This is a genomic window from Pontibacter actiniarum (genome assembly GCF_003585765.1).
GTDB lineage: Bacteria > Bacteroidota > Bacteroidia > Cytophagales > Hymenobacteraceae > Pontibacter > Pontibacter actiniarum.
On the sequence record NZ_CP021235.1, the window covers coordinates 1,407,163 to 1,429,591 of the forward strand.

Below are 22,429 nucleotides of genomic sequence, written 5' to 3' on the forward strand. Positions count from 1 at the left end.
ATATTTGCTAGACACCCTTTGCAATTAAAATTTAGCTTAAGCATATGAAAAAACAATTGGTAAGAGCCTCTGTGTTTTTGCTGGCTGGCAGCATGGCGCTCTCATCCTGCGTGGTATCCAAAAAGAAGTATGACGACCTGATGGCCCGCAAGAATGCCCTGGAGGTAGACAAGGCAGGCTTGGAGGAAGATAAGGCAACACTGGAGCAGCAAAAAGCCGCCCTGGAATCAGCGAAGGCTGACCTGGAGCAGGAGCGCGCCCAGCTGGAGCAGCAGAAGCGTGCCTATGAGGAGAGCCTGGCAAAAGCCCTGAAAGAAGGCAAAGCCCTTGGCGAGAACCTAAACATGAGCAAATCGCAGATTGAGCGCCTGAACGCTGACCTGAAGGCACGTGAGGCGCGCCTGGCTGAGCTGCAGCGCGTGCTGGACGAAAAGGAAGCGGCCGTGGCTAACCTGCGTAACCGCGTGAGCAACGCCCTGCTCGGCTTCAACGATAAGGACCTGACCATTGATGTGCGCAACGGCAAAGTATACGTGTCGCTGGCAGAGCAGCTGCTGTTTAACTCTGGCTCTACCAAAGTTGACCCCAAAGGTGTGGAGGCCCTGCGCAAGCTCGCCTCTGTGCTGAAGGAGCAACAGGACGTGAACGTGCTGGTGGAGGGACACACGGACGATGTGCCGATCGCAAAAGGAACGGTTGGCATGCAGGATAACTGGGACCTGAGTGTGCTCCGTGCCACTGAGATCACGCGTATCCTGGCAAATGCCGGTGTAGATCCGACCCGGGTTACCCCATCAGGCCGCTCAAAGTATGTGCCGCTGGATGAGTCAAAAACGAAGGAGGCGCGTCAGAAAAACCGCCGCACCGAAATCATCCTGACGCCAAAGCTGGATGAGCTCTTCCAGATTCTGGAGACGACCTGATAAACAGCTAGTGCATTTAAGCAGCAGAGCCAGCCTCGGTAAGGGGCTGGCTCTGCTGCTTAATTATTTCCGGCTCATGCTTTTATTCTTTGCCGGTTGATATTTCTACGGGAGTACCCTGCGCGACTCCGGCATCTACGCGCGGCCGCGGCAGCACCTTGCCGAGGAGGGGAATCAGCACAAAATAAAGTAAAACACCCGCAGGGATGGCAAGCATGGCCCAAGCGGCTATGCCGGCCAGGTTGGCCAGCCAGAGCTTGTTCAGCGCGTCCAGCCAGTCGGCCTTGAACATGCGCTGCATCTCCCCCAGCGACAGGCGCAACTCCCCTAGCCCAAACAGGGAAATGCCCAAACGGATGAACGGTATCGCCAGCAATAGCTGCAATGGCTGCACCAGGTAACTTACCAGCACTGTCGCTGCAATGTTCAGCCGGAAGCGCGCAGCAACGGCCGTGCTTAGAATGGTGGTAACGCCGATGGCCGGCACCACGCCGATCACACCGCCAACGGCCACTGTTGCCGACAGGCTGCGCGGTGTCATGCCCTGCCGCAGCAGGTTTAGCACTGGCTGTAAGAGCCTGCGCCTGAAGAAGGAAGATATGACACGAATCGCTGACAAGTTGATCCTGGCTAAAGTATGATGTGTTGCGACAAGGCGAAAACCGGAAGGCTAGGCAATGCCTGGCGGGCTAAGTCGAACTGTTTCTTTGTAGTAACTTTAATACGTAAAACAGCAGCAAAGTAACCTGCCAAACGCAAGTTTGTTTTACCTGTATCGCCAGAGCAGCTGGTTTATTGCACCTGCCTCCCAGGGGTTTTGCCTGCTTGGTGAGAACAGCGTTGGCTGCCAATTAGTTGCCGCCCGGCAACAGGTGAATTTCACCGGGGTAGCTGCCAAAGAAAATTTATACCCAGTTTTAAACTATGGCAGCAGAAGGATGTCTAATTCCAGATATAAAATATATTCCATAGAGAAACATGAAGAGCTTACTTTCGGCACTCCTGCTACTGGTGGCAGTGGTGCAGGCCTTTGCCCAGACGCCGGCCATTTTCGGCACCGTGCAAAGCAACAGTGATAAAACACCCCTCCCGGGCGCCAACGTGGTGCTTTCCCGTACCACCGACTCCTTCCAGACCGCTACCGTAACCGACACAGAGGGGCGCTTTCGCTTTGAGCGGGTGGCAAAGGGGCAGTATAAGGTGGAGATCAACTACCTGGGCTTTGAGAAGTTTTCCAGATCCTTTCAGGTGCAGGACGGCCCGGTAAACCTGGGGGCGCTGCAACTGCAGGATGCCAGCACGGCTATAAAAGAAGTGCAGATCGTGGGGCGCGCGCCGCTTGGCGAGCAGAAAGGCGATACCTCCCAGTTTAATGCCAAGGCCTTTAAAACAGCACCCGATGCCAGCGCAGAAGACCTGGTGACGAAAATGCCGGGCGTAACCATTCAGGATGGCAAGGTACAGGCCCAGGGAGAGGATGTGAAGCAGGTGATGATCGACGGCAAGCGCTATACCGGGGAGGACGTGAGCTCGGCCATGCGCAACATCTCTTCCGACATGGTGGAGAGCGTGCAGGTATTCGACGGGCAAAGCGACCGTGCTGCCTTCAGCGGCTTTGATGACGGCAACCGGGTGAAAACCATCAACTTTATCACCAAGAAAGAAGCGCGCCAGGGCTACACGGGCAAAGCCTCCGCTGGCTACGGCACGGATGAGCGCTACATGGTTGGCGCTGCGCTGAACTACTTCAACAACAGCAGGCGGATCACCGTGACGGGGCTGACCAACAACATCAACATGTTTGACTTCTCGGTGGGCGAAACACCGGGTGGCGGCATGCGTGGCCGCAGGGGCGGCTGGGGCCGCAGCAATCCGACCGGCATCATTAACACGAACACCTTCAGCCTGAACTACAACGATATGTGGGGCAAAAAGGTGGAGGTAAGCGGAAACTACACGTACTCTAACCGGGATATCGTAAACGACCAGTACGTTTTCCGGGATTACGTGAACAGCGACACGACTTATGTTGAGAACAGCAACAACCGCAGCAAGGAAGACAACCACCGCTTTAACTTCAGGTTGCAGTACAACATGAATGAAAACAACCGCTTGCTGGTTACACCCAGCATTACGCTGCAGCAGAGCAATGACTTTGTGCAGCGCTACGCCAACACCGTCGCCGGCGCCGATACACTGACCCGCTCCCTGAACTCTACCGCTGCGGATAAAACAACGCTGAACATCTCCAACAACATCCTCTACTCCCACCGCTTTGGCGACTCCGGCCGCATCTTAACGGCTGACCTGAACACCAGCTACAGCAGCACCGACGGTGACACGTACCAACTGCAGAACACCGATAACCTGGTGAACCCGGCGCGTGACCTGTACCGAAACCAATACGTCAGCCAGGACAACGATAACTTTGCCTGGTCCGGTAACCTGGATTACTCGCAGCGGCTTGGCGAGAACTCGCGCCTGCAGCTGGAGTACAACATCGGCAACCAGAACAACGACGCTGACCGCAGGACCTATGATTTTGTGGAAAGCACCGGCACCTTTGCCGACTTGATTGCGCCGCTGAGCAACACCTTCCAGAGCGATTACCTGTCTCAGCGCGTGGGTCCCAGCTACCAGTATAAAACAGAGAACACCAGCCTGCAGTTTGGCGCCCGTTACCAGTATGCCACCCTGGAGAGCGACAACGAGTACCCGAAGCCGTATTCGCTGAAGCGCAGTTTCTCCAATGTGCTGCCATCTTTAGAGTATGAGTACAAGTTCTCCCGCTCTCAGAACCTGCGCATTAATTTCCGAACTAACACGGATGTGCCTAGCGTGGGGCAGCTGCAGCAAGTGCTGGACATATCTAACCCGCTGCAGCTCGCGACCGGAAACCCGGATTTGAACCAGGCCTACCAGAACAGGCTGAACCTGCGCTACAGAAACTTCAATGCAGAAACTAACCGGGTGTTCTTTATGGGTGTTTTCGGTACAATGACCCAGAACTACATTGCCAACAGCGTGTACACCAACGGTACGGTGCCTGTGGCGCTGCCTGAGGGATACGAGCTGCAGCCGGGTGCCCGTTTCTCCCGTCCGGTAAACCTGGATGGTTACTGGAGCGTGCGCTCGTTCATGAACTACGGCCAGCCACTGAATTTTATCAGCTCTAACTTTAACGTGTTTGCTGGTGTTGGCTACACCAGAATACCGGGTATGATAAACGACCAGGTAAACTATGCCAACACCACCAACTTTGGGGGCGGCCTTAACATCAGCAGCAACATCAGCGAGAAGGTAGACTTTAACGTCTCTACCCACTCTAACTACAACATCGTAGACAATACACGTAACCAGGCCGGTAACCAGAGCAACAATTACTTTACCCAGAGCACCAGCCTGCGCTATAACTGGACGCTGTGGAAGGGGCTGGTTTACCGCACGGAGCTTAACCACCAGTACAATGGCGGCCTTTCGGCTGGCGTAGACAAAAGCTTCCTGCTTTGGAATATGAGCATCGGCAAGAAGGTGTTCAAGAACCAGCAAGGCGAGATTAGCCTGAGCGTGAACGACCTGCTGCAGCAGAATGTGAGCATCCAGCGTAACATTGCCTCCGATTATGTGGAGGACGTACAGTCGTCGGTACTGCAGCGTTTCTTTATGCTGACCTTTAGCTACAACCTCCGCAAGTTTAACGGCGGGGAGGCTCCGGCCACGGAAGAGCAAAGAGGCAACTGGGGAGGCCCGCGCCGCAACTAGCATTCTTCGTTTCAAAGTATAAAAGCCCGCAGCTAATTTAAGCTGCGGGCTTTTATACTTTGATGAGGCATGCTACAATGTTACGCTTTTGATTCGCCTACTTTACAATCTCATCCAGCCGGCGCATTTTCATGTCAGGTGCATTTTCCAGCAGGTGCTTTAGTATAGGCACCGGCCCTGCTCCCACCAATACCAAAGTATGGGCGTTTTTCTCGGGGAGGCGCTGCAGGTTTGGGCACATCCTGATGTTGCGGTTATAACCGCCTTTTTACCGCATGCACCGCTCCAGCATCATCTCCATTGACAAAGTAAGTATGGTGGATGGCAACACAGTCTACATCGGTCAAACGTCCACACCGGTAGGCGAAACGTACAGTACCAGCTTCTGGAACATAATTTAGGAGCAGAATAAAGTATAAAACGGCTTGAGCGCAACCACAAAAGTTTAGCTGGCGCAGTGCGAGTACTACCTGCTATACGCAGTAGCAGGTAGCTGCAAACCAAAGGGATAGCGTCCAATGCGGTTGCGGTTGTTGCAGGAGTATCAGCCTTTACTTTTTTTTGCCAAAGCCCAGCGCGTCTTTGATTTTGCCAAAGGTTAAGGCGTGTTCCTCTGTGCCCTCGGTGCCCAGCATGAAAGACCAGGAGGAGAGGTCTGGGTTGTGGTCGCAGTAGATCTTGAACATGCCCAGGTACGGCACTGCCACAAACATGCCCGGCAACCCCCAGATCATCCCGCCCACAATTATACTTAGTATGGTGAACATGGGGTTGATGTTTACCTTGCCGCCCGTAATGTTGGGCGTAAGGATGTTGTTTTCCGTGAACTGCACCACCAGGAAAAAGCCCAGTACCGCCAGTGCCTTGTTCGGGTCGCCCTGAATGACAAACGTGTACAGCAAGGGAATGGCCCCGCCGATAAGCGTGCCGAAATAGGGAATAAAGTTCATGAAGGCTGACAGGATGCCCAGCAAAATGGCATACTCCACGCCTATCAACAGCAAGCCTGTGGTATTGATCACGCAAAGTATAAGTATAACGATGACGACGCCGGCCATGTAATGCTTGGTCACGTTCGAAATCTCGTTTATCTCCTGCTGTGCCTTGGAATGCTGGTACGAGGGCAGCTGCCGGTAAATAAAGTTCTCGACCTTGTTGCGGTAGTAGAGGGCCAGAAAAACGTAAACCGGCATCAGCCCGAATTTTACCAGAGTGTTGGTGGTGGCCATGAGCAACTCACTGAGAAAGCTGCTGCTCAGCTCCAGCCCCTCTACCACCTGTGTCCGCAGCCAGTGCTTGTTTTGCGGGCTGCTGTCCCCGAAGCGCTGGTCGATGGTTCGCTGCAGGCGGTCGAGGTTGGACAAGGCTTTGTCCTGCATGGCCGGGAAATCCGTCAGGAAAGAGGACAGCTGCATGTACAGCAGGATCAGCAGCCCTGAAAAGACGCCCACTGCCGTAATGATGGTGATGAAGTTGGCCAGGATGCGCGGCACCCCCCACTGCTCCAGCTTCTTCTCGACCGGGTAAAGCAGGTAGGCGAAAAGCACCGCCATAGAGATCGGGTACAAAAAGTCGCGTGCCTTTACCAGCACAAATACCAGCAGGATAAAAAAAAGAAGTATGAAAGTGAGGCGTTGCAGTTCTTTGGTTTTTTTTCCCATACTTCCTACTACTGCTGTTTTACCTGTTTATGTTATAAAAATGGTGCTAAACTGCTTCTGAAAACGCGCAATACCCACGGGTGAGGCCGTTAAGACGTGGAATTACCCTACCTTTGTGGCTTACGTACATCCAGACATGGCAACTTTCAAAGACCTGAACCTATCCGCCGCTCTCCTGCAGAGCCTGCACGACCTGCACTATACCTCACCTACCCCGATACAGGAGCAGGCCATTCCGCTGCTGTTGCAAGGCCTAGACGTGGCGGGGCAGGCAGAAACCGGAAGCGGTAAAACGGCGGCCTTCGGCCTGCCGCTTTTGCAGCGCATTAAACCGGAGCTACAGCAGGTGCAGGCCCTGGTGGTGGTGCCTACGCGCGAGCTGGCTGTGCAGGTGCGCCAGGAGCTAAAGCAGTATGCCCGCCACATCCCGAACCTGAAGATCAGCGCTTTTTACGGTGGCCACTCCTTTAGAATGGAGGAAGCCTCGCTGGAGCATCCGCCGCAGGTGCTGGTGGGTACCCCGGGCCGCCTGACCGATCACCTGAGCCGCAAAACCCTGCGTTTAAGCAACACGGCTCAAGTGGTTTTAGATGAGGCGGATAAACTGCTGGAGATGGGCTTTGAGGAGGAGCTGGACGAGCTGCTGCGGGCATTGCCGCGCAACCGACAGACCGTGCTGTTCTCTGCTACCATGGCCGACGATGTCAAGCAGCTGATCGCAAACTCCCTGAAGGATCCGAAATTTGTACAGGCTACCGCTACGGCTTTGCCTGACCGCATCACCTACTATGGGGTGCAGGTACAGGACGAGCAAAAAAAGCAGGCGCTTGCACAGTTGCTCCAAAGTATAGACGCGGCCGGAACGGTGGTCTTCGTCAACGCCCGCCTGACCACTGAGGAGATTGCTGACTACCTGCAGCAGTACGGCTTTGCGGCCAGGGCCCTGCACGGAAAACTGGACCAGATGGAGCGGGATAAAACCATGACGCTCTTCCGCAACGGCACCACCTCCGTGCTGGTCGCTACCGACCTGGCTGCCCGTGGGCTGGATATAGATGTGCTGCAGCAGATTGTGCACTACGAGCTGCCTCAACACGAAGATGCTTACCTGCACCGCAGCGGCCGAACTGGCCGGGCCGGAAAATCGGGAACGGTGTATACCTTCGTAAACTCCCGCGAAGCCCAGAAACTGGAGCAGTGGCAGGAGGTGCAGGTAGATAAATGGCTTAACCAGAAAGACATGGCGCCGGCGACTTCGGCTCCCGCTGTAGCTGCCTCTGCCCTTACAACATTGCACATCAGCGGAGGCCGCAAAGACAAGCTCAGCCCGCGCGATATTGTGGGTGCCCTTATTGCGGAAGTGGGACTTGCTGCTACTGACATCGGTAAAATCGAAATTCAGGACCGCCACAGCTTTGTTGCCGTGCCCGAAGGCGCCGCCAGCCGCGCCGTGCGCAAACTGAACGACGCAAAGATAAAAGGCCGGCGCTACAAGGTAAGCTACGTCAAGTAAGCCGCTGCTCAAAGTATAGCAGGCCGAGTGGACATCTTTCCTGCTTTTGCGGTACTACTAGCGAAGAAGGCTTTGCGGTAAAAGCGCAAGTATAGCCTCAGCCAACTGAGGTAGCTGCAGCTGTAGCCACCCCTTATCCTGGAGATCTGGTCTATTCTTAAACTAATTTCATTAGCAAAAGCATTGGTGCCATTGCTAAAATCCTTTACCTTTACCCTATGGAGATAATTGTAGGTATAGCCGCCTTTTTGGGTGGCCTTGTGGTGGCCTTTCTGGCGCTGAGGGGGAAGCTGAACTCCTTGCAACAAGTTGCCAACCAGGCCGCTGTTATGCAGGGTGTGCTGGAGGGGCAGGCAAAGCAGCGCTCGCAGGAGGCAGAACAGCTAAAGTCTCTCCTGCGGGAGGCACAGACCGAAACACTGGAGCTGACCAATGCCCTCACCAAAACAGAAACCGATTACGAGCACCTGAAGAGCCGCCTGCAGGAGCAGGGGCGCGAGTTGGAGTTGCTCCGGGAGAAGTTTCTGCAGCAGTTTCAGAGCATCTCTAACCAGGTGCTGATGACCAATGCCGAGCACTTCAACAAGGCCTCTTCAGAAAACCTGGAGCGCATCCTTTCCCCTTTAAAAGACCGCATCAAAGAGTTTGAGGTAAAGGTGGAGCAGACCTATGAGAAGAGCTTGAAAGACAGTGTTTCACTTAAAGAGCAGATTACGCAACTGGCGGCCCTGAACCAGCAGATGAGCCAGGATGCCATCAACCTGACCAAAGCACTGAAAGGCGAAAGCAAGACACAGGGCAACTGGGGAGAATATCTGCTGGAGAGCCTGCTGGAGAAGTCGGGGCTCCGTAAGGGCGTTCACTACGAGCGCGAGGAGGTGCGCCAGAACGACGAAAGCAAAGTATACCGCCCGGATGTGATCATTCGCTTGCCCGAAGGAAAGCACCTTATCATCGACTCGAAGATGTCTTTGGTGGCTTATGAGGCGTATTGCAGCTGCGAGGACGAGCACCAGCAGGAAGTATACCTGCGTGGCCACATTAACTCGGTGCGCACCCACTTTTCAGACCTCGGCCGCAAAAACTATCACCGCCTGAACGGCATCAACTCACCGGACTTCGTGCTGATGTACATTCCGATTGAGCCGGCCTTCAACCTGGCGGTGCAGCACGACCACGATCTCTTTATAGATGCCTTTGATAAGAACATCGTTCTGGTAACCACCTCTACCCTGCTGGCCACGCTGCGCACGGTTGCCGGTGTGTGGCGCCAGGAGGACCAAAAGCGAAACGTGCTGAAGATTGCCGAGGAAAGCGGGAAACTGTACGATAAGTTCGTCGGTTTTGTGGATGATCTGAAAACCGTGGGCAAGCACCTCGAAAACAGCCAAAGCTCCTACAACAGCGCTATGAACAAATTGACCGAGGGGCGCGGGAATCTGATTCGCCGGGTAGAGATTCTGCGCGAATTAGGGGCTAAAACAAGCAAAACGCTAGACGAAAACCTGCTGCAGGAGGCACAGCTGACAGAGGAGACGGAATAAGATTTCTTCTTCGCTGTCGTTGCCGAAAGGGCAAGCCTCACCGGAAAAGAATCCGTGAGAGAGCTCTTACAGCTAGAGATTATAGGAATAACAGGGAGGCACCGTCAAGCGATGGTGCTTCCCTGTTTTAGGCCGCTCCATACGTGCTGCGCCAGCAAGGCGCTTGCTTCTGCTCCGGCAGAATAGTATATTAGGAGGATCATTACTAACCTAAACCCATGAAAAAACTAATCTTTACCGGCCTGACAGCCGCGGTGCTCCTCTCCTCCTGCTCCAGCCAGAAAACGGAGGGCGCTGGAACAGAGGCCACTGCCGTAATGACGGAAGTGCAGCAGGAGGCACAGACTTTCCTGGACCAGTACTCCCAAACCTATCAGGACCTCTACACCAAGTCTGCAGAGGCAGAGTGGGCCTCTAACACCCGCATTGTAGAAGGCGACACCACCAACGCCGCTGCTACCCGCCGCGCCAACGAAGCCTTTGCTGCCTTTACCGGAAGCGCCGAGAATATTGAGAAGGCGAAGGCGATGCTGAAGAAAAAAGACCAGCTGACGCCGCTACAGGTAAAGCAGTTTGAAGCCATACTTTACGCCGGCGCCAATAACCCGCAGATTATACCGGAAGTGGTGAAGGCTCGCATCAAGGCCGAAACGGAGCAGACGGAGAAGCTTTACGGCTTTGACTACCGCATTTATGAGAAGTCGGTCAGCACCAATGATATCGACAATATCCTGAAAGATGAAAAGGACCTGAAGAAGCGCCTGGATGCATGGCAGGCGAGCAAGGAGGTTGGCCCCGGCTTAAAAGAAGGCCTGCTGGACCTGCGCGAGCTGCGCAACAAAACGGTGCAGAGCCTGGGCTACGATGACTACTTTACCTACCAGGCCTCCGACTACGGCATGTCGCGCCCCGAAATGATGGAGCTGATGCAGCAGATAAACAAGGAGCTTCGGCCTCTTTACCGCGAGCTGCACACCTACGCCCGCTATGAGCTTGCGAAGAAGTACGGGGCCAAAGAGGTGCCTGACTACCTGCCGGCGCACTGGCTGCCAAACCGCTGGGGCCAGGACTGGAGCTCGATGGTAAACGTGGAGGGCATTGACCTGGATGCGGCCCTGAAGCCAAAGGGCGCGGAGTGGCTCGTGCAGCAGGGGGAGCGCTTTTACACCAGCCTTGGTTTCCCGAGCCTCCCGCAGACATTCTACACAAAGTCCAGCCTCTACCCGCTTCCGGCTAACGCCAACTATAAAAAGAACAACCATGCCTCTGCCTGGCACATGGACCTGGACAAGGACGTGCGCAGCCTGATGAGCGTGGAGCCGAACTCGGAATGGTACGAAACAACGCATCATGAGCTGGGCCACATTTACTACTACATGACCTACACCAACCCCGATGTGCCGGTGCTGCTGCGGGAGGGCGCAAACCGTGCCTACCATGAGGCTATTGGCTCGTTGATGGGATTGGCTGCCACACAAAAGCCGTTTCTGGCTGAGCTGAACCTGATCGACAAGAACACCCAGACAGACGAGGTGCAGACACTGCTGAAGGAAGCGCTGAATTACGTGGTGTTTATTCCTTTCTCTTCCGGTGTGATGAGTGAGTGGGAAAACGACTTTTATGCCAACAACCTCCCGGCAGACCAGCTGAACAAGCGCTGGTGGGAGCTTAAAAAGCAGTATCAGGGCATTGTGCCGCCAACGGACCGCGGCGAGAACTACCTGGACCCGGCCACCAAGACGCACATCAACGACGACGCGGCCCAGTACTACGACTACGCCATGAGCTATGTCATCCTGTTCCAGCTGCACGACCACATCGCCAGAAACATCCTGAAGCAGGACCCGCATGCCACCAATTATTACGGCAGCAAAGAGGTAGGCAATTTCCTCCGCGATATCATGTATCCGGGCGCGTCTGCCGACTGGCGCGAAATGCTGAAAGAGAAAACCGGCGAGGAGCTTAGTGCCCGTGCCATGGTAGCCTATTTTCAGCCGCTGATGGACTACCTGAAAGAGCAGAACAAAGGAAGAAAGTACACGCTTTAGGCTAACATTTTGAAAGCTGAATTACAGGGGTGGTTCGGCAAGTATAAAAAAAGCCGCTGCGATTATCGCAGCGGCTTTTTTTATACTTGGCAGCTCGGATGGGCAGGAGTTTATACTTGCTCTTTTACCAGCCTCCTGTTAAACAACCTGCCTGTAGCTTTGCAGGAAAGCAGCTATTTTGTCTAACGTGCGGCTAAGCTCCAGCTTCTCCGGCAGGTATACTACCCGGAAGTGGTCTGGCTGATGCCAGTTAAAGCCGCTGCCCTGAACCAGCAACACGTGCTGGTTTGCTAACAGGTCCAGCGCAAACTGCTGGTCATCCTTTATGTTGAATTTCTTTACATCCAGCTTAGGGAACATATAAAACGCGCCTTTCGGCTTCACGCAGGTTATCCCGGGTATTGCCGTTAGTTTTTCGTAGCAGATTGCCCGCTGCTGCCCTAGCCTGCCATCAGGTTTGGTCAGTTCGTGAATGCTCTGCTGCCCGTTTAGGGCGGCTTCTATGGCAAACTGCGCCGGAACGTTGCTGCACACACGCAGGCTCGCCAGTGTGTTTAAGCCGCCGATGTACGACTGCGCCTTATGCTTTGCCCCGCTCACCAGCATCCACCCAGCCCTGTACCCAGCCGCCAGGTAATTCTTCGACAACCCGCTGAACGTTACGCAAAGTACGCTGTCGGAGAGTGTGGCGGCAGAGGTAAAGGCTGTGGCATCATAGAGAATCTTATCATAGATTTCGTCTGAAAAAATCACAAGCTGGTGCTCTTCCGCCAGTTTTACCAGCTCCTGCAGCACCTCTCTGGAGTATACCGCCCCGGTGGGGTTGTTAGGGTTGATGAGTACCAGCGCACGGGTTCGGGGCGTAAGTTTGCGCTTGATATCCTGCACATCAGGGTACCAGTCGGCCTCTTCGTCGCAAAGGTAATGCACCGCCTTGCCACCGGAGAAACGCACGGCTGCTGTCCACAGCGGGTAATCCGGCATCGGTACCAGCACCTCGTCGCCCTCATTCAGCAGGGCCTCCACGGCATACATAATCAGCTCGCTCAGGCCGTTGCCCAGGAAAATATCATCGGTATGGACATGCGCCACCCCTTTGGTGGTATAGTGCCTTTTTACTGCTTCGCGTGCGCTTAAAAGCCCGCGGTGATCGGAGTAGCCCTGTGCGTTTGACAGATTTGAAATAACGTGCTGCACAACTTCCGGCGGCGCCTGAAAACCGAAGGGCGCAGGATTGCCGATGTTTAGCTTCATGATAGGGTGCCCCTCCTGCTCCAGCTCCTTTGCCCGCTCATACAGTGGCCCGAACAGGTCGTAAGACACGTTGTTGAGGCGTTCGCTTCTTTGTATCATCTAAAAAAATTTAGCGAATATAGCCCGCAGGAGGTTTGCTTGTACACCGGCCCAGGCTGTTTTTGTATTGCCCCGCCCTGCTCCTTACAAAGCTTCCTGCGTGGCAATCAGGTCGACCTCATAATTGCCGCTAGGCAACAGCTTTACCCTGTACAGGCTGTCGTAGCCTTCTTCTAGCTGGGGTGTTTGCAGCTTTTTATGCGTACCGAAGATGCCTTTCGGCGGCACCAGGAAGCGTCCGGTGCGCGTGCTGTTGCGAAGCAGTGCGTCTTTTGAACTTGACTCAAAAAAATAACAGGTAACTTTATACCTGGCTGCCTTTGCCAGGGCAATGTAACGGGCTCTTTCTGCCGCTGTTGGGTTCGTGTTGTCCACCACAAACGGTAGCTGTGTCTGGAGGCAGAGCTCCAGGAACCGGTTTTCGCGGTTGCGCGTACGCAGGAGATCAAGGCTGATGCGCATGTGCGTGTTAAAAAAGTGTTCTCTGTAAAACGTAGACTTGCCGCTGGCCTGGATGCCGCAGAAAATAATGGCGTGCATGGATACTCTCTTTTAGCAGGTATAAGTATAAAACGGAAGAATGGTTCCCGGGTAAGGACGCACGGGGCCTTCCGTCTTAAACAAAGCAAACAGAAAGGTTAACTATGAAAAAGAAACTGGTGGTGCTGACAGGTGCCGGTATAAGCGCAGAAAGTGGTATTGCCACCTTTCGAGATGCCAACGGCCTCTGGGAAGGGCACGATGTGATGGAGGTGGCTTCGCCGCAGGGCTGGGCCAGAAACCCGAAGGTGGTGCTGGATTTTTACAACGAGCGCCGCAAAAACGCTTTTAACGTGCAGCCGAATCAGGGGCACAAAATACTGGCGGAGCTGGAGAGCGATTTTGACGTGCGCATTATCACGCAGAACGTGGACGACCTGCACGAGCGAGCCGGCAGCAGCCAGGTAATCCACCTGCACGGCAAGCTGTTCGAAAGCCGCAGCACGCTGGACCCCAAGCTGGTGTACCACATGGAGGGCTGGGAACTGAATATCGGGGACAAGTGTGAAAAAGGCTCTCAACTGCGCCCGAACATTGTCTGGTTTGGCGAGCCCGTGCCTATGATGGAAAAAGCGTTGGAAGAGACCATGCAGGCCGATATTTTTTTGGTGGTAGGCACTTCCCTGATGGTATACCCTGCTGCTGGGCTGGTAGATGTGGTAGGGGCTGGTGTCCCTGTTTTTGTAGTGGACCCGAACCTGCCCAGCATGAGGAAGGGAGACAACATCCACCGCTTTGAAGAGAAAGCCAGCACAGGTATGCAGAAAGTCGCGCAGATCCTAAGGGAGACGTACCGCTGATTCTGTTTACAAGTAAACAAAAAGCCCCAGCAGCCTTTGCGCCTGCTGGGGCTTTTTATTTTAGGCTGCTCTTAAATTCATGATTTAGATATATGATATAAATTAACAAGACTAGTATATATATGTTGTTTAGATAAACCTAAAATATAATTTGCGTCATGTTAATAACGGTACAAAAACTGAAACTATGCAGCATTTATTACTTACCTGGACTCTTTTGGCTCTCACGCTTACTGCCCTGGCGCAGCAAACAGGAATAAAAGGCAGTGTTTACGCAGCTCAACTGCCGGTGCCTTACGCCAGCGTCGTACTTAAAAACATCGCCCACGGTACACCTACCGATGAATCGGGCGGCTTCGAGCTTACAGGGCTGGAGCCTGGCAGGTATGAGCTAGTTGTTTCGGCGATAGGTTACAGGCCCGCCACCCGAACAATAGTTGTTAAGGATGGCATGGTCCTCTCGCTGCTGATTACGCTCGAAAGCCGGAATGAAGCCCTAAACGAGGTGGTGGTAACCGGCACACGCCTGGAGCGGCGCAGGCTGGAGAGCCCGGTTGCCGTAAATGTGCTGGACAGCCGCACGTTTAACCTCACCCAATCGAACACGCTGGCGGAGGGGCTTTGCTTTCAGCCTGGCCTGCGCATGGAAACCGACTGCCAAACCTGTAACTATTCGCAGCTGCGTATGAATGGCCTGGGGGGCTCTTACTCGCAGGTGCTCGTTAACAGCCGCCCAATCTTTACGTCCATCATGAGCCTGTATGGGCTGGAGCAGATACCGGTAAACATGGTGGACCGTGTGGAAGTGGTGCGGGGTGGCGGCTCCGTGCTTTATGGCTCCAGCGCCATAGCCGGCACGGTCAACATCATTACCAAGGAGCCGGAGGAAAGCTCTTTTACGCTTGCCTCTAACACATCCCTTATCGGCGGAGAGGCCTGGGACAGCTTTTCCAACGCCAACGTAAACGCAGTTAACCCTGAGCGGCGCGCCGGTGCTTCCTTCTTCGCTTCGCACCGTGATAGGCAGGCCTACGATGCCAACGGGGACGGTTTTTCTGAAATGGCCCGGCTAAAGAACAACTCCTTCGGCTTTAGCGCCTTCTTTACGCCAACAGAACAGGATAAAGTGGACATAAACGGCTGGAGTATCTATGAAGAGCGCCAGGGCGGGAATAAGCTGGATAAACCTGCCGACCAGGCAGATCAATCGGAGTACCGCTTGCATAATATCCTGGTGGGCGGCTTTAACTGGGATCATCGCCTAAAGAACAGCCGGGCCTCCTATAGCCTGTACGGCTCCGGCCAGCATACCGGGCGCACGCACTACACCGGCCTGGACCAGTCGGATGGTTGGGGAAAAACAAAGAGCCATACCCTGCAGGGGGGCTTTCAGTTTAACTACAGCCTGCGAAACTTTCTGGGGGGCACCAACACCCTTACAGCTGGTGCAGAACATCAGTACGACAATACCTTTGATGCCATTGAAGCCTACGCTTACCTTGTAGACCAGAAAACACACCTCACAGGCCTGTTCCTGCAAAGCGACTGGGAGCTTAACCCCAACCTGACACTGCTAACCGGGGTGCGGGCCAACAAGCACAGTAATGTAAACAAGCTGATCCTGACGCCGCGGCTAAGCGCGCTGTACAAGCTGGGGGCCACCACGCAGCTTCGTGCCTCCTACGCCCGTGGCTTTAAGGCACCGCAGGCGTTTGAGGCAGACCTGCACATTGCCTTTGCGGGTGGTGGCGTATCGCTTGTGCAACTGAGCCCCAGCCTGCAGGAAGAAACCTCCGATGCCTTTAATGCCTCTGTAGACTTTAATAAAGCCAGTGAGCACATGATCTTCGGCTTTACGCTGGATGCCTTCCATACCCGTTTATATGATGCCTTTGTGCTGGAAGAAATCGGTGCCGACCAACAGGGAAACCAGCAGCTGCTGCGCAAAAACGGGAGCAACTCTACTGTAAAGGGGCTTACGCTGGAGGGGCGGCTAAACTATGATCAGCTTTTTCAGCTGGAGACGGGGCTGACGGTACAGCAGTCGAGGTACGATGAGCCGGTGGCCTGGTCCACGGATATTGCGGGCACAAGCAACTACCTCCGAACCCCTGAGGCCTACGGGTACTATGTGCTTACGCTGTGGCCTGAGCGCCGCTTCACCATGGCGCTGAGCGGCGTGGTGACGGGCCCGATGCAAGTACCGCATTTTGCCGGTGCGCCAGGTGTGGTGGAGGACGTGCTGTATACTTCGCCAACATTCGTGGAGAACAACCTGAAGCTGGCCTATCGCTTTACCCTCCCCAGTATTCAAAACGACCTGCAGATAAGCGCCGGGGTGCAGAACATCCTGGAGGCTTATCAGCGCGATTTCGACACCAGCAAGTACCGCGACAGCAACTACGTGTATGGCCCGGCAAGGCCCCGCACCTTTTTCGTCGGCCTTAAGTTCGGGCTGATGTAACGGCAGGCAGGTGTAAAGGCCGTGCAGTTGTGGTTGCGCTTCTGCGCCGCATCGGCGGACTATACATGCCAAACGGCTTTCTGCGCTATGGAAAAAGGGGATTGACTTCGCTATCTGGATGCTACAGCGCTAAAGTTAAGGGCCAGGTGGAGGAATATTTTCTTCTGAGCCGGAAGAGCCTTATCTTGCCGGATTAGAACAGGCACACGTGAGTATACAATACATCTTAGAGTTAATTGGGACAGTAGTTTTTGCCATGTCCGGGGCGCTGGCAGTGAGTGAAAAAGACAAGGAACAGGACTGGTTTGGGGCCGGCTTCACTGGCTTTGTAACGGCCATCGGCGGCGGTAGCCTCCGCGATATCATGTTAGGCAGCTATCCGCTGGTCTGGATACAGGACGTGACCGTGCTTTATACGATTATCGCGGCCATTGTCTGCAGCGGTCTGTTTTATAAATGGATGCTGCAGCTGCGCCGTACGTTCCTGCTGTTCGATACGCTGGGCATTTCCATTTTTACCATCGTAGGCATGGAAAAAGCGCTTAGCCTGGGGGCCAGCCCCGAAATTGCAGCTATCATGGGGATGTTTTCGGCAGTGATGGGCGGTGTGATCCGGGATATGCTGACCAATGAAGTGCCGGTGCTGTTCCGCCAGGAAATCTATGCCAGTGCCTGTCTGCTCGGGGCTGGTTTCTACCTTGGGCTGGAGTACCTTGAGGTGGAGCGGAACGTCAATTTCATCGCTTCTGTTTCGCTGATTATCGTGATTCGCCTCGTGGCGGTGCGCTATAACCTGAGCCTGCCAAAGTTCAATCGCCTGCGGTAAGTCCCGCTCCTGCTTTATCATATGGGCTGTACTTCTCGTAGTGGTAGGTATCAGCAAGTGAAAAGTATAAGCGATGACTTTTAAAGACAGAGTACTCTACACCCACGACACCTGGAGCCTGACGATCGTACGCATCTTTCTGGGCCTGGTGATTTTTCCGCATGGCGCACAAAAACTGCTTGGCTGGTTTGGCGGGCACGGCCCCGCAGGCTTTATGCAGGCCTTTGAACAAATGTCGGGCATGCCGGGCTGGTTAGGGTGGCTGGTCATCATTCTGGAGTTTATTGGCGGTATTTGCCTGGTGCTGGGTTTCTGGACCCGCATTTGGGCTTTCTGCTATATCTGCCTCTTTGTCGGCATCATCCTGACGGTGCATCTCCCCTACGGCTTTTTTATGAACTGGAACGGTGACAAGGCCGGGGAAGGCTTTGAGTACCACTTGCTTGTGATAGGTATGGCCTGGGCACTGGTGGTTGGCGGGGCCGGGCGCCTGAGCATAGACCATAGCATGGCCAGCCAGGAGCGCCGGTTTTAGCGGCAAAAAAAAACGGAAGACGTTTAATCTTCCGCTTCCTCTCCTTTTTCTACGATGTCTCCCTCGGTAAAGAGGATCTTCTGCATCATTTCGCGCCACTTCGGCTTTTTACGGAGCAGGAACTCCAGGTCCATTCCAAAGTGCTTGAACTCCTCGTTCTGGGCATTCTGCATAATGGCTTTGGCCTGCTCGTCCTTCTCTATGGAAATGCGCTGTTCATACCAGCTGATGGCTTCTGCCTCCTCTATAACGGAGGTGATCATGCGGGCGAAAGTGCGGGTTTCCTGCGATAGCTCCTGTGCGGGCTCGTGGTACTGCTCAGTAGGCATGGTATCATGTTTTTTGTTTGACAATACCATGTGTAACGCAGGCGCAGCAGCAGAGTTTGCAAAAAAGCAGCAACTGTGGCTGCAGCCGCCGTTTTGCCTACAGCAGGGTTCTCTACTTGCCTAACAGCCGCGCTACGTACTTGCCGATGATGTCGAACTCGAGGTTTACCGTATCGCCCTGCTTTACCTGGTGCAGGTTGGTGTGCTCGTACGTGTACGGGATAATGGCCACCGAAAAGCGGTCCGGCTGTGAGTTAAAGCAGGTCAGGCTGATGCCGTTCACGCAGATAGAGCCTTTCTCCACGGTCACGTTTCCGGGCACGGGATCGTAGCGGAAGGTGAAGACCCAGCTGCCGTTTTCGTCTCTGACGTCCTCGCACACGGCGGTCTGGTCCACATGGCCCTGCACCACATGGCCGTCAAAGCGCCCGTTAGCCACCATGCACCGCTCCAGGTTCACCGCATCGCCGGCCTTCAGGCTGTTCAGGTTGGTTTTTTTCAGTGTCTCATCAATGGCCGTCACGGTGAACTCGTCTCCGTTTATACTTACCACCGTCAGGCACACGCCGTTGTGCGCCACGCTCTGGTCTATCTGTAGCTCATGGGTGAAAGGGGACGTGAGGGTGAAGTGCTTGTTGGACTGCTCCTCCCGGATGTCTGTGACACGGCCCAGGGCCTCTATAATTCCTGTAAACATATGGTTCTGCGAATGGTTAAACCGAAATTAACCGGCTGTGATTTAAGACCAAAGTTAACAGCTTTGCGCGTTTTTTGCTGCAGAAGCTAAATTTAACCGGTAAAGTATAAAAATAGCGGCTTTTTGCCCACAGATGCTTATTTTCGCAAACCTGCCCCTCACTTGGACAGTACAGCTACCATAAAGACCGTCACTACTTACTTACAACTGATGCAAACAGACACGTACAGACACAAAGGCATGCGCCGGGCACTTGTAAAGCAACTGCGCGAGAAAGGTATCCGCGATGAACGTGTGCTGGCGGCAATCGAAACTGTACCACGTCATTACTTTTTTGATAAGGCCTTTCTGGAGCAGGCCTACCAGGATAAGGCTTTTCCCATTGGCGAAGGCCAAACCATCTCCCAGCCCTATACCGTGGCGTTTCAGTCGGAGCTGCTGCAGCTCAGGCCCACGGATAAAGTGCTGGAGATCGGAACCGGATCCGGTTACCAGTGCACTGTGCTGCTGCAGCTTACGCCTAATGTTTTCACCATCGAGTATAAGCGGGCGCTGTACGAAAAGGCGCGCATCTTCTTTAAGAAGCACGGCCTTAACCCGCACACCTTTCATGGCGACGGCTCTCAGGGCTTGCCTACCTATGCCCCGTACGATAAGATTATTGTAACTGCCGGCGCCCCCATCGTGCCGAAGGAGCTTCTGCGCCAATTGGCAGTGGGTGGTATTCTGGTGATACCGGTGGGTAATGAGCAGAGCCAGAAAATGCTGCGCATCACGCGTGTGGCCGAGGAGGAGTTTACAAAAGAAGAGTTCACCGATTTTAAGTTTGTGCCGCTACTGGGCCGCTCCGGCTGGGACGGGGGTATGTAAAGCCAGCCTTCTCCCCTTCTTTCTTCGCTAGTTTTACTGGCTAGTCTCTGCCTGTTTCTGCGGCAGCTGGTATAAAATGTTCTTGTGCCAGTATAAGGCAGTGTAGGCGCGGCTGCATTTCTGTGTTTATGGTGGCAATAAATAATATTTTATTTATATTGATTACTGTAAACGGAAGCCATGTACCCCACCACTTATCGGCCTATGAAAAAGACACTCTTGTTTCTGTCGCTTTTGCTTTGCAGCACGGCCTCCTATAGCCAGTCCGGCTTTGAGCTGATTACCTCCGACGTTGATCTTTTCTGGCAGGCCTTTGACAAACTGAAAACAGCCCCTACCAAAGAGGACTCCGTGCAAGTGCTGGAGCAGGAGTACATACAGAAAGGGTCGCCAGGGGTGGCGCAATTCACCCCTTCCCGCATTCGCAGTGCCGCGTACTTGCAGCGCGTCATTAGCAGGCACCCCAGGTACTACACACAGCTCCGGTCGCACACGCGTAAACTCAAAATGGCTGTCCCTAAAATGCAGGCCCATTACCAACGGCTGCAGGAGCTTTACCCGGAAACAAACATTGCGAGGGTGTACTTTGTAGTGGGTGCCCTTAATTCAGGCGGCACGATCGTGCAGGACCCCGTGGTAGGCGTGGACATGTTTGGCCTGTACCCCAATACCCCTGTGGATGAGCTAAACGACTGGCTCAAGGCCGTGCTCAAACCCATGGAGCAGATAGATCTGATCGTGATCCACGAAATGATTCACATCCTTCAGAAGGGATCTAAGGAAGAGGACACCCTGCTGGGGCTAAGTATAGGGGAAGGCGCTGCCGACTTTGTTGCCAAACTTGCCGCCGACAGCCATGTTAACGAGCAGGTACACGCCTACGGCAGCAGGCACGAGCGCGAGTTGTGGGAGGAGTTTAAAGCCCAGATGCACGGGCAAGACTACAGCAGGTGGCTGTACAACGGGCAAAATAGCCCAGACAGGCCCGCCGACCTCGGCTATTATGTTGGCTACAAAATATGCGAGGCCTACTACAGCAAGGCCACCGACAAGAAGCAAGCCGTGCGCGACATCCTGAACATCCAGGACTATGCCGCTTTTCTGGAGCAAAGCGGCTACGCATTGTCGTTTCAGTAGAGACGCTAAAAGCCAGCTCGATCTCCGCCGCTGCTCTTGTAGCGGTGGCAGAAATGGTACGTGCTTCCTGTGTTACCTTTGGGTGATGCTTTTGCGGCGTCAGAAACTATATTTTACGGTTTGGGCCTAGAAGCGTATCTTTGCGCCAAAATCATTGCTAACACAATGCGTAAACAAAAGAAAGTACAAGACTCTTACGTTATCATGACGGAGCTGGTGTTGCCAAACGACACAAACACCCTTCATAACCTGATGGGCGGCCGTATGATGCACTGGATGGATATTGTTTCGGCTATTGCTGCACAAAAGCACTCCAACCGAATCGTGGTTACTGCGTCAGTCGACAACGTTTCATTCTCAGAAAGTATAAAGCTAGGCAACGTGGTAACGCTGGAGGCTAAGGTGACACGTGCCTTTAACTCCTCTATGGAAGTGCACATCGTTGTGTACGCCGAAGACATACCGAGCGGCAAAAAGATGATGTCGAACCAGGCATTCTTCACTTTTGTGGCTGTAGACCAACTGGGCAACCCTATTGATGTGCCTGATGCCATTCCTGAAACTGAAGAAGAGGTGAAACTATATGAAGGTGCATTGCGCCGTCGCCAGCTGCGCCTGGTGCTGGCTGGCCGTATGAAGCCAAGCGAGGCAAACGAGTTGCGCTCTCTTTTTGATATTAAAGAAGACACAGAGGACTAAGTATAAATGGCAGGACTACAGGCAGATATCAACAACGAGTTTTTGAAAAGCTTTATCCCCGAAACAGTTTATCTGTTAGAGGAGGATATGGTGCTGCCCTCTTCTGCCAGCCCTGCTGAAGGAGAGCCTGATCAAGGCGCGGCTGCGGGAGAAACGGCGGCAACCTCTCCGGCCACTGTAGCTGCACCTGCCCCGGTTCCGCCGGCGCCAGAGGCAGCACCTGAACGCAAAGTTGCTCCTGCCCTTCCGAAGATTCCTAAAATGGAAGCTGCTCCGGTGCAGCAGAAGTATAAGGTCATCGGCCAGAACCGTAAAGGGGTGGTGGTGCTGGTGACGCTGCCGGACGCAAATTTTGTGCAGCTGCCCCAGCTTACGTTTTTAAACAAGATACTGGGAGCCATCGGCCTCAAGCCAGACGATGTAGCCTACGTTAACAATGTGTCTGGCGAGCTGGCGCAGTTCGAGGATCTGCAGCAGGAGCTACAGGTAAACTACATCATCAGCTTTGCCAGCCGCGTGGAGACAGACCTGCCGCACGAGAAATTTACCCTCTATAACCCGGTAACGGTGGGAACTGTGCCGGTGGTGTTTTCGCAGGCCCTCTCTATGCTGGAGAATAATGTGGAGCATAAAAAGCACCTGTGGGGAGCGCTGCAGAAGGTTTTCCTGTAAGCTACTTCTTACTGTTTCCGGTAAGTATAAACAGAACCAAATAAGAAGAGGCCCCG

Annotated in this window: 21 protein-coding genes; 14 read left to right on the forward strand and 7 right to left on the reverse strand. The window is 54.0% G+C overall.

Going from position 1 to position 22,429, the window contains the following annotated elements; genetic code table 11:
- Positions 1 to 44: 44 nt before the first annotated feature.
- The gene (locus CA264_RS06045; RefSeq protein WP_025605485.1) at positions 45 to 923 is read left to right on the forward strand and encodes an OmpA family protein; all 879 of its coding nucleotides are present in this window, start codon (positions 45 to 47) and stop codon (positions 921 to 923) included.
- A gap of 82 nt (positions 924 to 1,005) precedes the next feature.
- Here CA264_RS06045 and CA264_RS06050 read toward each other — a convergent pair whose 3' ends face one another.
- Entirely contained in the window at positions 1,006 to 1,488 is a 483-nt protein-coding gene (locus CA264_RS06050) for a DUF2062 domain-containing protein (RefSeq protein ID WP_418313993.1), read from the reverse strand.
- A 413-nt stretch (positions 1,489 to 1,901) separates the two neighbouring features.
- On the opposite strand from CA264_RS06050, the gene CA264_RS06055 reads away from it, so the two are divergent.
- Positions 1,902 to 4,685 carry an outer membrane beta-barrel protein gene (locus CA264_RS06055; RefSeq protein ID WP_025605487.1) on the forward strand — a complete coding sequence of 928 codons (2,784 nt, stop codon included), beginning with the start codon at positions 1,902 to 1,904 and terminating at the stop codon, positions 4,683 to 4,685.
- Positions 4,686 to 4,782: 97 nt separating this feature from the next.
- On the opposite strand, the gene CA264_RS21790 is transcribed toward CA264_RS06055, so the two are convergent.
- Positions 4,783 to 4,932: a hypothetical protein gene (locus tag CA264_RS21790; RefSeq protein WP_257791740.1), complete on the reverse strand. Its 150-nt coding sequence runs from the start codon at positions 4,930 to 4,932 to the stop codon at positions 4,783 to 4,785.
- A gap of 28 nt (positions 4,933 to 4,960) precedes the next feature.
- Between CA264_RS21790 and CA264_RS22340 the strand changes: the two genes are divergently transcribed.
- Positions 4,961 to 5,086: a hypothetical protein gene (locus tag CA264_RS22340; RefSeq protein ID WP_119570426.1), complete on the forward strand. Its 126-nt coding sequence runs from the start codon at positions 4,961 to 4,963 to the stop codon at positions 5,084 to 5,086.
- A 150-nt stretch (positions 5,087 to 5,236) separates the two neighbouring features.
- Here the strand turns inward: CA264_RS22340 and CA264_RS06065 are convergent, their stop codons facing one another.
- Entirely contained in the window at positions 5,237 to 6,346 is a 1,110-nt protein-coding gene (locus CA264_RS06065) for an AI-2E family transporter (RefSeq protein WP_119570427.1), read from the reverse strand.
- A gap of 136 nt (positions 6,347 to 6,482) precedes the next feature.
- On the opposite strand from CA264_RS06065, the gene CA264_RS06070 reads away from it, so the two are divergent.
- The 3 genes from CA264_RS06070 to CA264_RS06080 all read left to right on the forward strand — a co-directional run bounded on the left by CA264_RS06070 (position 6,483) and on the right by CA264_RS06080 (position 11,451).
- Entirely contained in the window at positions 6,483 to 7,859 is a 1,377-nt protein-coding gene (locus tag CA264_RS06070) for a DEAD/DEAH box helicase (protein ID WP_025605490.1), read from the forward strand.
- Between the two features lie 218 nt (positions 7,860 to 8,077).
- Positions 8,078 to 9,403 (forward strand): DNA recombination protein RmuC, encoded by a 1,326-nt coding sequence (locus CA264_RS06075; protein ID WP_025605492.1) that lies wholly within the window; start codon positions 8,078 to 8,080, stop codon positions 9,401 to 9,403.
- 218 nt (positions 9,404 to 9,621) lie between these two features.
- Positions 9,622 to 11,451 carry a M2 family metallopeptidase gene (locus CA264_RS06080; protein WP_025605493.1) on the forward strand — a complete coding sequence of 610 codons (1,830 nt, stop codon included), beginning with the start codon at positions 9,622 to 9,624 and terminating at the stop codon, positions 11,449 to 11,451.
- Positions 11,452 to 11,589: 138 nt separating this feature from the next.
- Here the strand turns inward: CA264_RS06080 and CA264_RS06085 are convergent, their stop codons facing one another.
- Positions 11,590 to 12,804, reverse strand: coding sequence for a pyridoxal phosphate-dependent aminotransferase (locus CA264_RS06085; RefSeq protein WP_025605494.1), 1,215 nt, complete (start codon positions 12,802 to 12,804; stop codon positions 11,590 to 11,592).
- A gap of 84 nt (positions 12,805 to 12,888) precedes the next feature.
- Positions 12,889 to 13,344 (reverse strand): ATP-binding protein, encoded by a 456-nt coding sequence (locus tag CA264_RS06090; protein ID WP_025605495.1) that lies wholly within the window; start codon positions 13,342 to 13,344, stop codon positions 12,889 to 12,891.
- A gap of 104 nt (positions 13,345 to 13,448) precedes the next feature.
- On the opposite strand from CA264_RS06090, the gene CA264_RS06095 reads away from it, so the two are divergent.
- The 4 genes from CA264_RS06095 to CA264_RS06110 all read left to right on the forward strand — a co-directional run bounded on the left by CA264_RS06095 (position 13,449) and on the right by CA264_RS06110 (position 17,969).
- The gene (locus CA264_RS06095) at positions 13,449 to 14,144 is read left to right on the forward strand and encodes an SIR2 family NAD-dependent protein deacylase (RefSeq protein ID WP_025605496.1); all 696 of its coding nucleotides are present in this window, start codon (positions 13,449 to 13,451) and stop codon (positions 14,142 to 14,144) included.
- A gap of 187 nt (positions 14,145 to 14,331) precedes the next feature.
- Positions 14,332 to 16,608, forward strand: coding sequence for a TonB-dependent receptor (locus CA264_RS06100; protein ID WP_036775555.1), 2,277 nt, complete (start codon positions 14,332 to 14,334; stop codon positions 16,606 to 16,608).
- 208 nt (positions 16,609 to 16,816) lie between these two features.
- On the forward strand, positions 16,817 to 17,434 hold the full coding sequence (locus CA264_RS06105; protein WP_025605499.1) for a trimeric intracellular cation channel family protein: 618 nt from the start codon (positions 16,817 to 16,819) through the stop codon (positions 17,432 to 17,434).
- 73 nt (positions 17,435 to 17,507) lie between these two features.
- Positions 17,508 to 17,969, forward strand: a complete 462-nt coding sequence (locus CA264_RS06110; protein WP_025605500.1) for a DoxX family protein — start codon at positions 17,508 to 17,510, stop codon at positions 17,967 to 17,969.
- Positions 17,970 to 17,992: 23 nt separating this feature from the next.
- On the opposite strand, the gene CA264_RS06115 is transcribed toward CA264_RS06110, so the two are convergent.
- Together CA264_RS06115 and CA264_RS06120 are read right to left on the reverse strand one after the other, a co-directional pair.
- Complete coding sequence (locus tag CA264_RS06115) at positions 17,993 to 18,298, reverse strand: ferritin family protein (protein ID WP_025605502.1); 306 nt, start codon at positions 18,296 to 18,298, stop codon at positions 17,993 to 17,995.
- Between the two features lie 112 nt (positions 18,299 to 18,410).
- Positions 18,411 to 18,995, reverse strand: coding sequence for a riboflavin synthase (locus CA264_RS06120; protein WP_025605504.1), 585 nt, complete (start codon positions 18,993 to 18,995; stop codon positions 18,411 to 18,413).
- A 210-nt stretch (positions 18,996 to 19,205) separates the two neighbouring features.
- Between CA264_RS06120 and CA264_RS06125 the strand changes: the two genes are divergently transcribed.
- The 4 genes from CA264_RS06125 (at position 19,206) to CA264_RS06140 (ending at position 22,373) form a co-directional block, all read left to right on the forward strand.
- The gene (locus tag CA264_RS06125) at positions 19,206 to 19,865 is read left to right on the forward strand and encodes a protein-L-isoaspartate(D-aspartate) O-methyltransferase (protein WP_025605506.1); all 660 of its coding nucleotides are present in this window, start codon (positions 19,206 to 19,208) and stop codon (positions 19,863 to 19,865) included.
- Positions 19,866 to 20,069: 204 nt separating this feature from the next.
- Positions 20,070 to 21,002 carry a gliding motility protein GldB-related protein gene (locus tag CA264_RS06130; RefSeq protein ID WP_025605507.1) on the forward strand — a complete coding sequence of 311 codons (933 nt, stop codon included), beginning with the start codon at positions 20,070 to 20,072 and terminating at the stop codon, positions 21,000 to 21,002.
- Positions 21,003 to 21,167: 165 nt separating this feature from the next.
- Positions 21,168 to 21,701, forward strand: coding sequence for an acyl-CoA thioesterase (locus CA264_RS06135; protein WP_025605508.1), 534 nt, complete (start codon positions 21,168 to 21,170; stop codon positions 21,699 to 21,701).
- 6 nt (positions 21,702 to 21,707) lie between these two features.
- Entirely contained in the window at positions 21,708 to 22,373 is a 666-nt protein-coding gene (locus tag CA264_RS06140; protein ID WP_025605510.1) for a hypothetical protein, read from the forward strand.
- Positions 22,374 to 22,429 lie beyond the last annotated feature (56 nt).

Excerpts from the sequence above, each read along its gene's own strand:
- CA264_RS06045 (WP_025605485.1), top strand. The coding sequence starts at position 45 with ATGAAAAAACAATTGGTAAGAGCCTCTGTGTTTTTGCTGGCTGGCAGC.
- CA264_RS06055 (WP_025605487.1), top strand. The coding sequence starts at position 1,902 with ATGAAGAGCTTACTTTCGGCACTCCTGCTACTGGTGGCAGTGGTGCAG.
- CA264_RS22340 (WP_119570426.1), top strand. The coding sequence starts at position 4,961 with ATGCACCGCTCCAGCATCATCTCCATTGACAAAGTAAGTATGGTGGAT.
- CA264_RS06065 (WP_119570427.1), bottom strand. The coding sequence starts at position 6,346 with ATGGGAAAAAAAACCAAAGAACTGCAACGCCTCACTTTCATACTTCTT.
- CA264_RS06070 (WP_025605490.1), top strand. The coding sequence starts at position 6,483 with ATGGCAACTTTCAAAGACCTGAACCTATCCGCCGCTCTCCTGCAGAGC.
- CA264_RS06075 (WP_025605492.1), top strand. The coding sequence starts at position 8,078 with ATGGAGATAATTGTAGGTATAGCCGCCTTTTTGGGTGGCCTTGTGGTG.
- CA264_RS06080 (WP_025605493.1), top strand. The coding sequence starts at position 9,622 with ATGAAAAAACTAATCTTTACCGGCCTGACAGCCGCGGTGCTCCTCTCC.
- CA264_RS06085 (WP_025605494.1), bottom strand. The coding sequence starts at position 12,804 with ATGATACAAAGAAGCGAACGCCTCAACAACGTGTCTTACGACCTGTTC.
- CA264_RS06090 (WP_025605495.1), bottom strand. The coding sequence starts at position 13,344 with ATGCACGCCATTATTTTCTGCGGCATCCAGGCCAGCGGCAAGTCTACG.
- CA264_RS06095 (WP_025605496.1), top strand. The coding sequence starts at position 13,449 with ATGAAAAAGAAACTGGTGGTGCTGACAGGTGCCGGTATAAGCGCAGAA.
- CA264_RS06100 (WP_036775555.1), top strand. The coding sequence starts at position 14,332 with ATGCAGCATTTATTACTTACCTGGACTCTTTTGGCTCTCACGCTTACT.
- CA264_RS06110 (WP_025605500.1), top strand. The coding sequence starts at position 17,508 with ATGACTTTTAAAGACAGAGTACTCTACACCCACGACACCTGGAGCCTG.
- CA264_RS06115 (WP_025605502.1), bottom strand. The coding sequence starts at position 18,298 with ATGCCTACTGAGCAGTACCACGAGCCCGCACAGGAGCTATCGCAGGAA.
- CA264_RS06120 (WP_025605504.1), bottom strand. The coding sequence starts at position 18,995 with ATGTTTACAGGAATTATAGAGGCCCTGGGCCGTGTCACAGACATCCGG.
- CA264_RS06125 (WP_025605506.1), top strand. The coding sequence starts at position 19,206 with ATGCAAACAGACACGTACAGACACAAAGGCATGCGCCGGGCACTTGTA.
- CA264_RS06130 (WP_025605507.1), top strand. The coding sequence starts at position 20,070 with ATGAAAAAGACACTCTTGTTTCTGTCGCTTTTGCTTTGCAGCACGGCC.
- CA264_RS06135 (WP_025605508.1), top strand. The coding sequence starts at position 21,168 with ATGCGTAAACAAAAGAAAGTACAAGACTCTTACGTTATCATGACGGAG.
- CA264_RS06140 (WP_025605510.1), top strand. The coding sequence starts at position 21,708 with ATGGCAGGACTACAGGCAGATATCAACAACGAGTTTTTGAAAAGCTTT.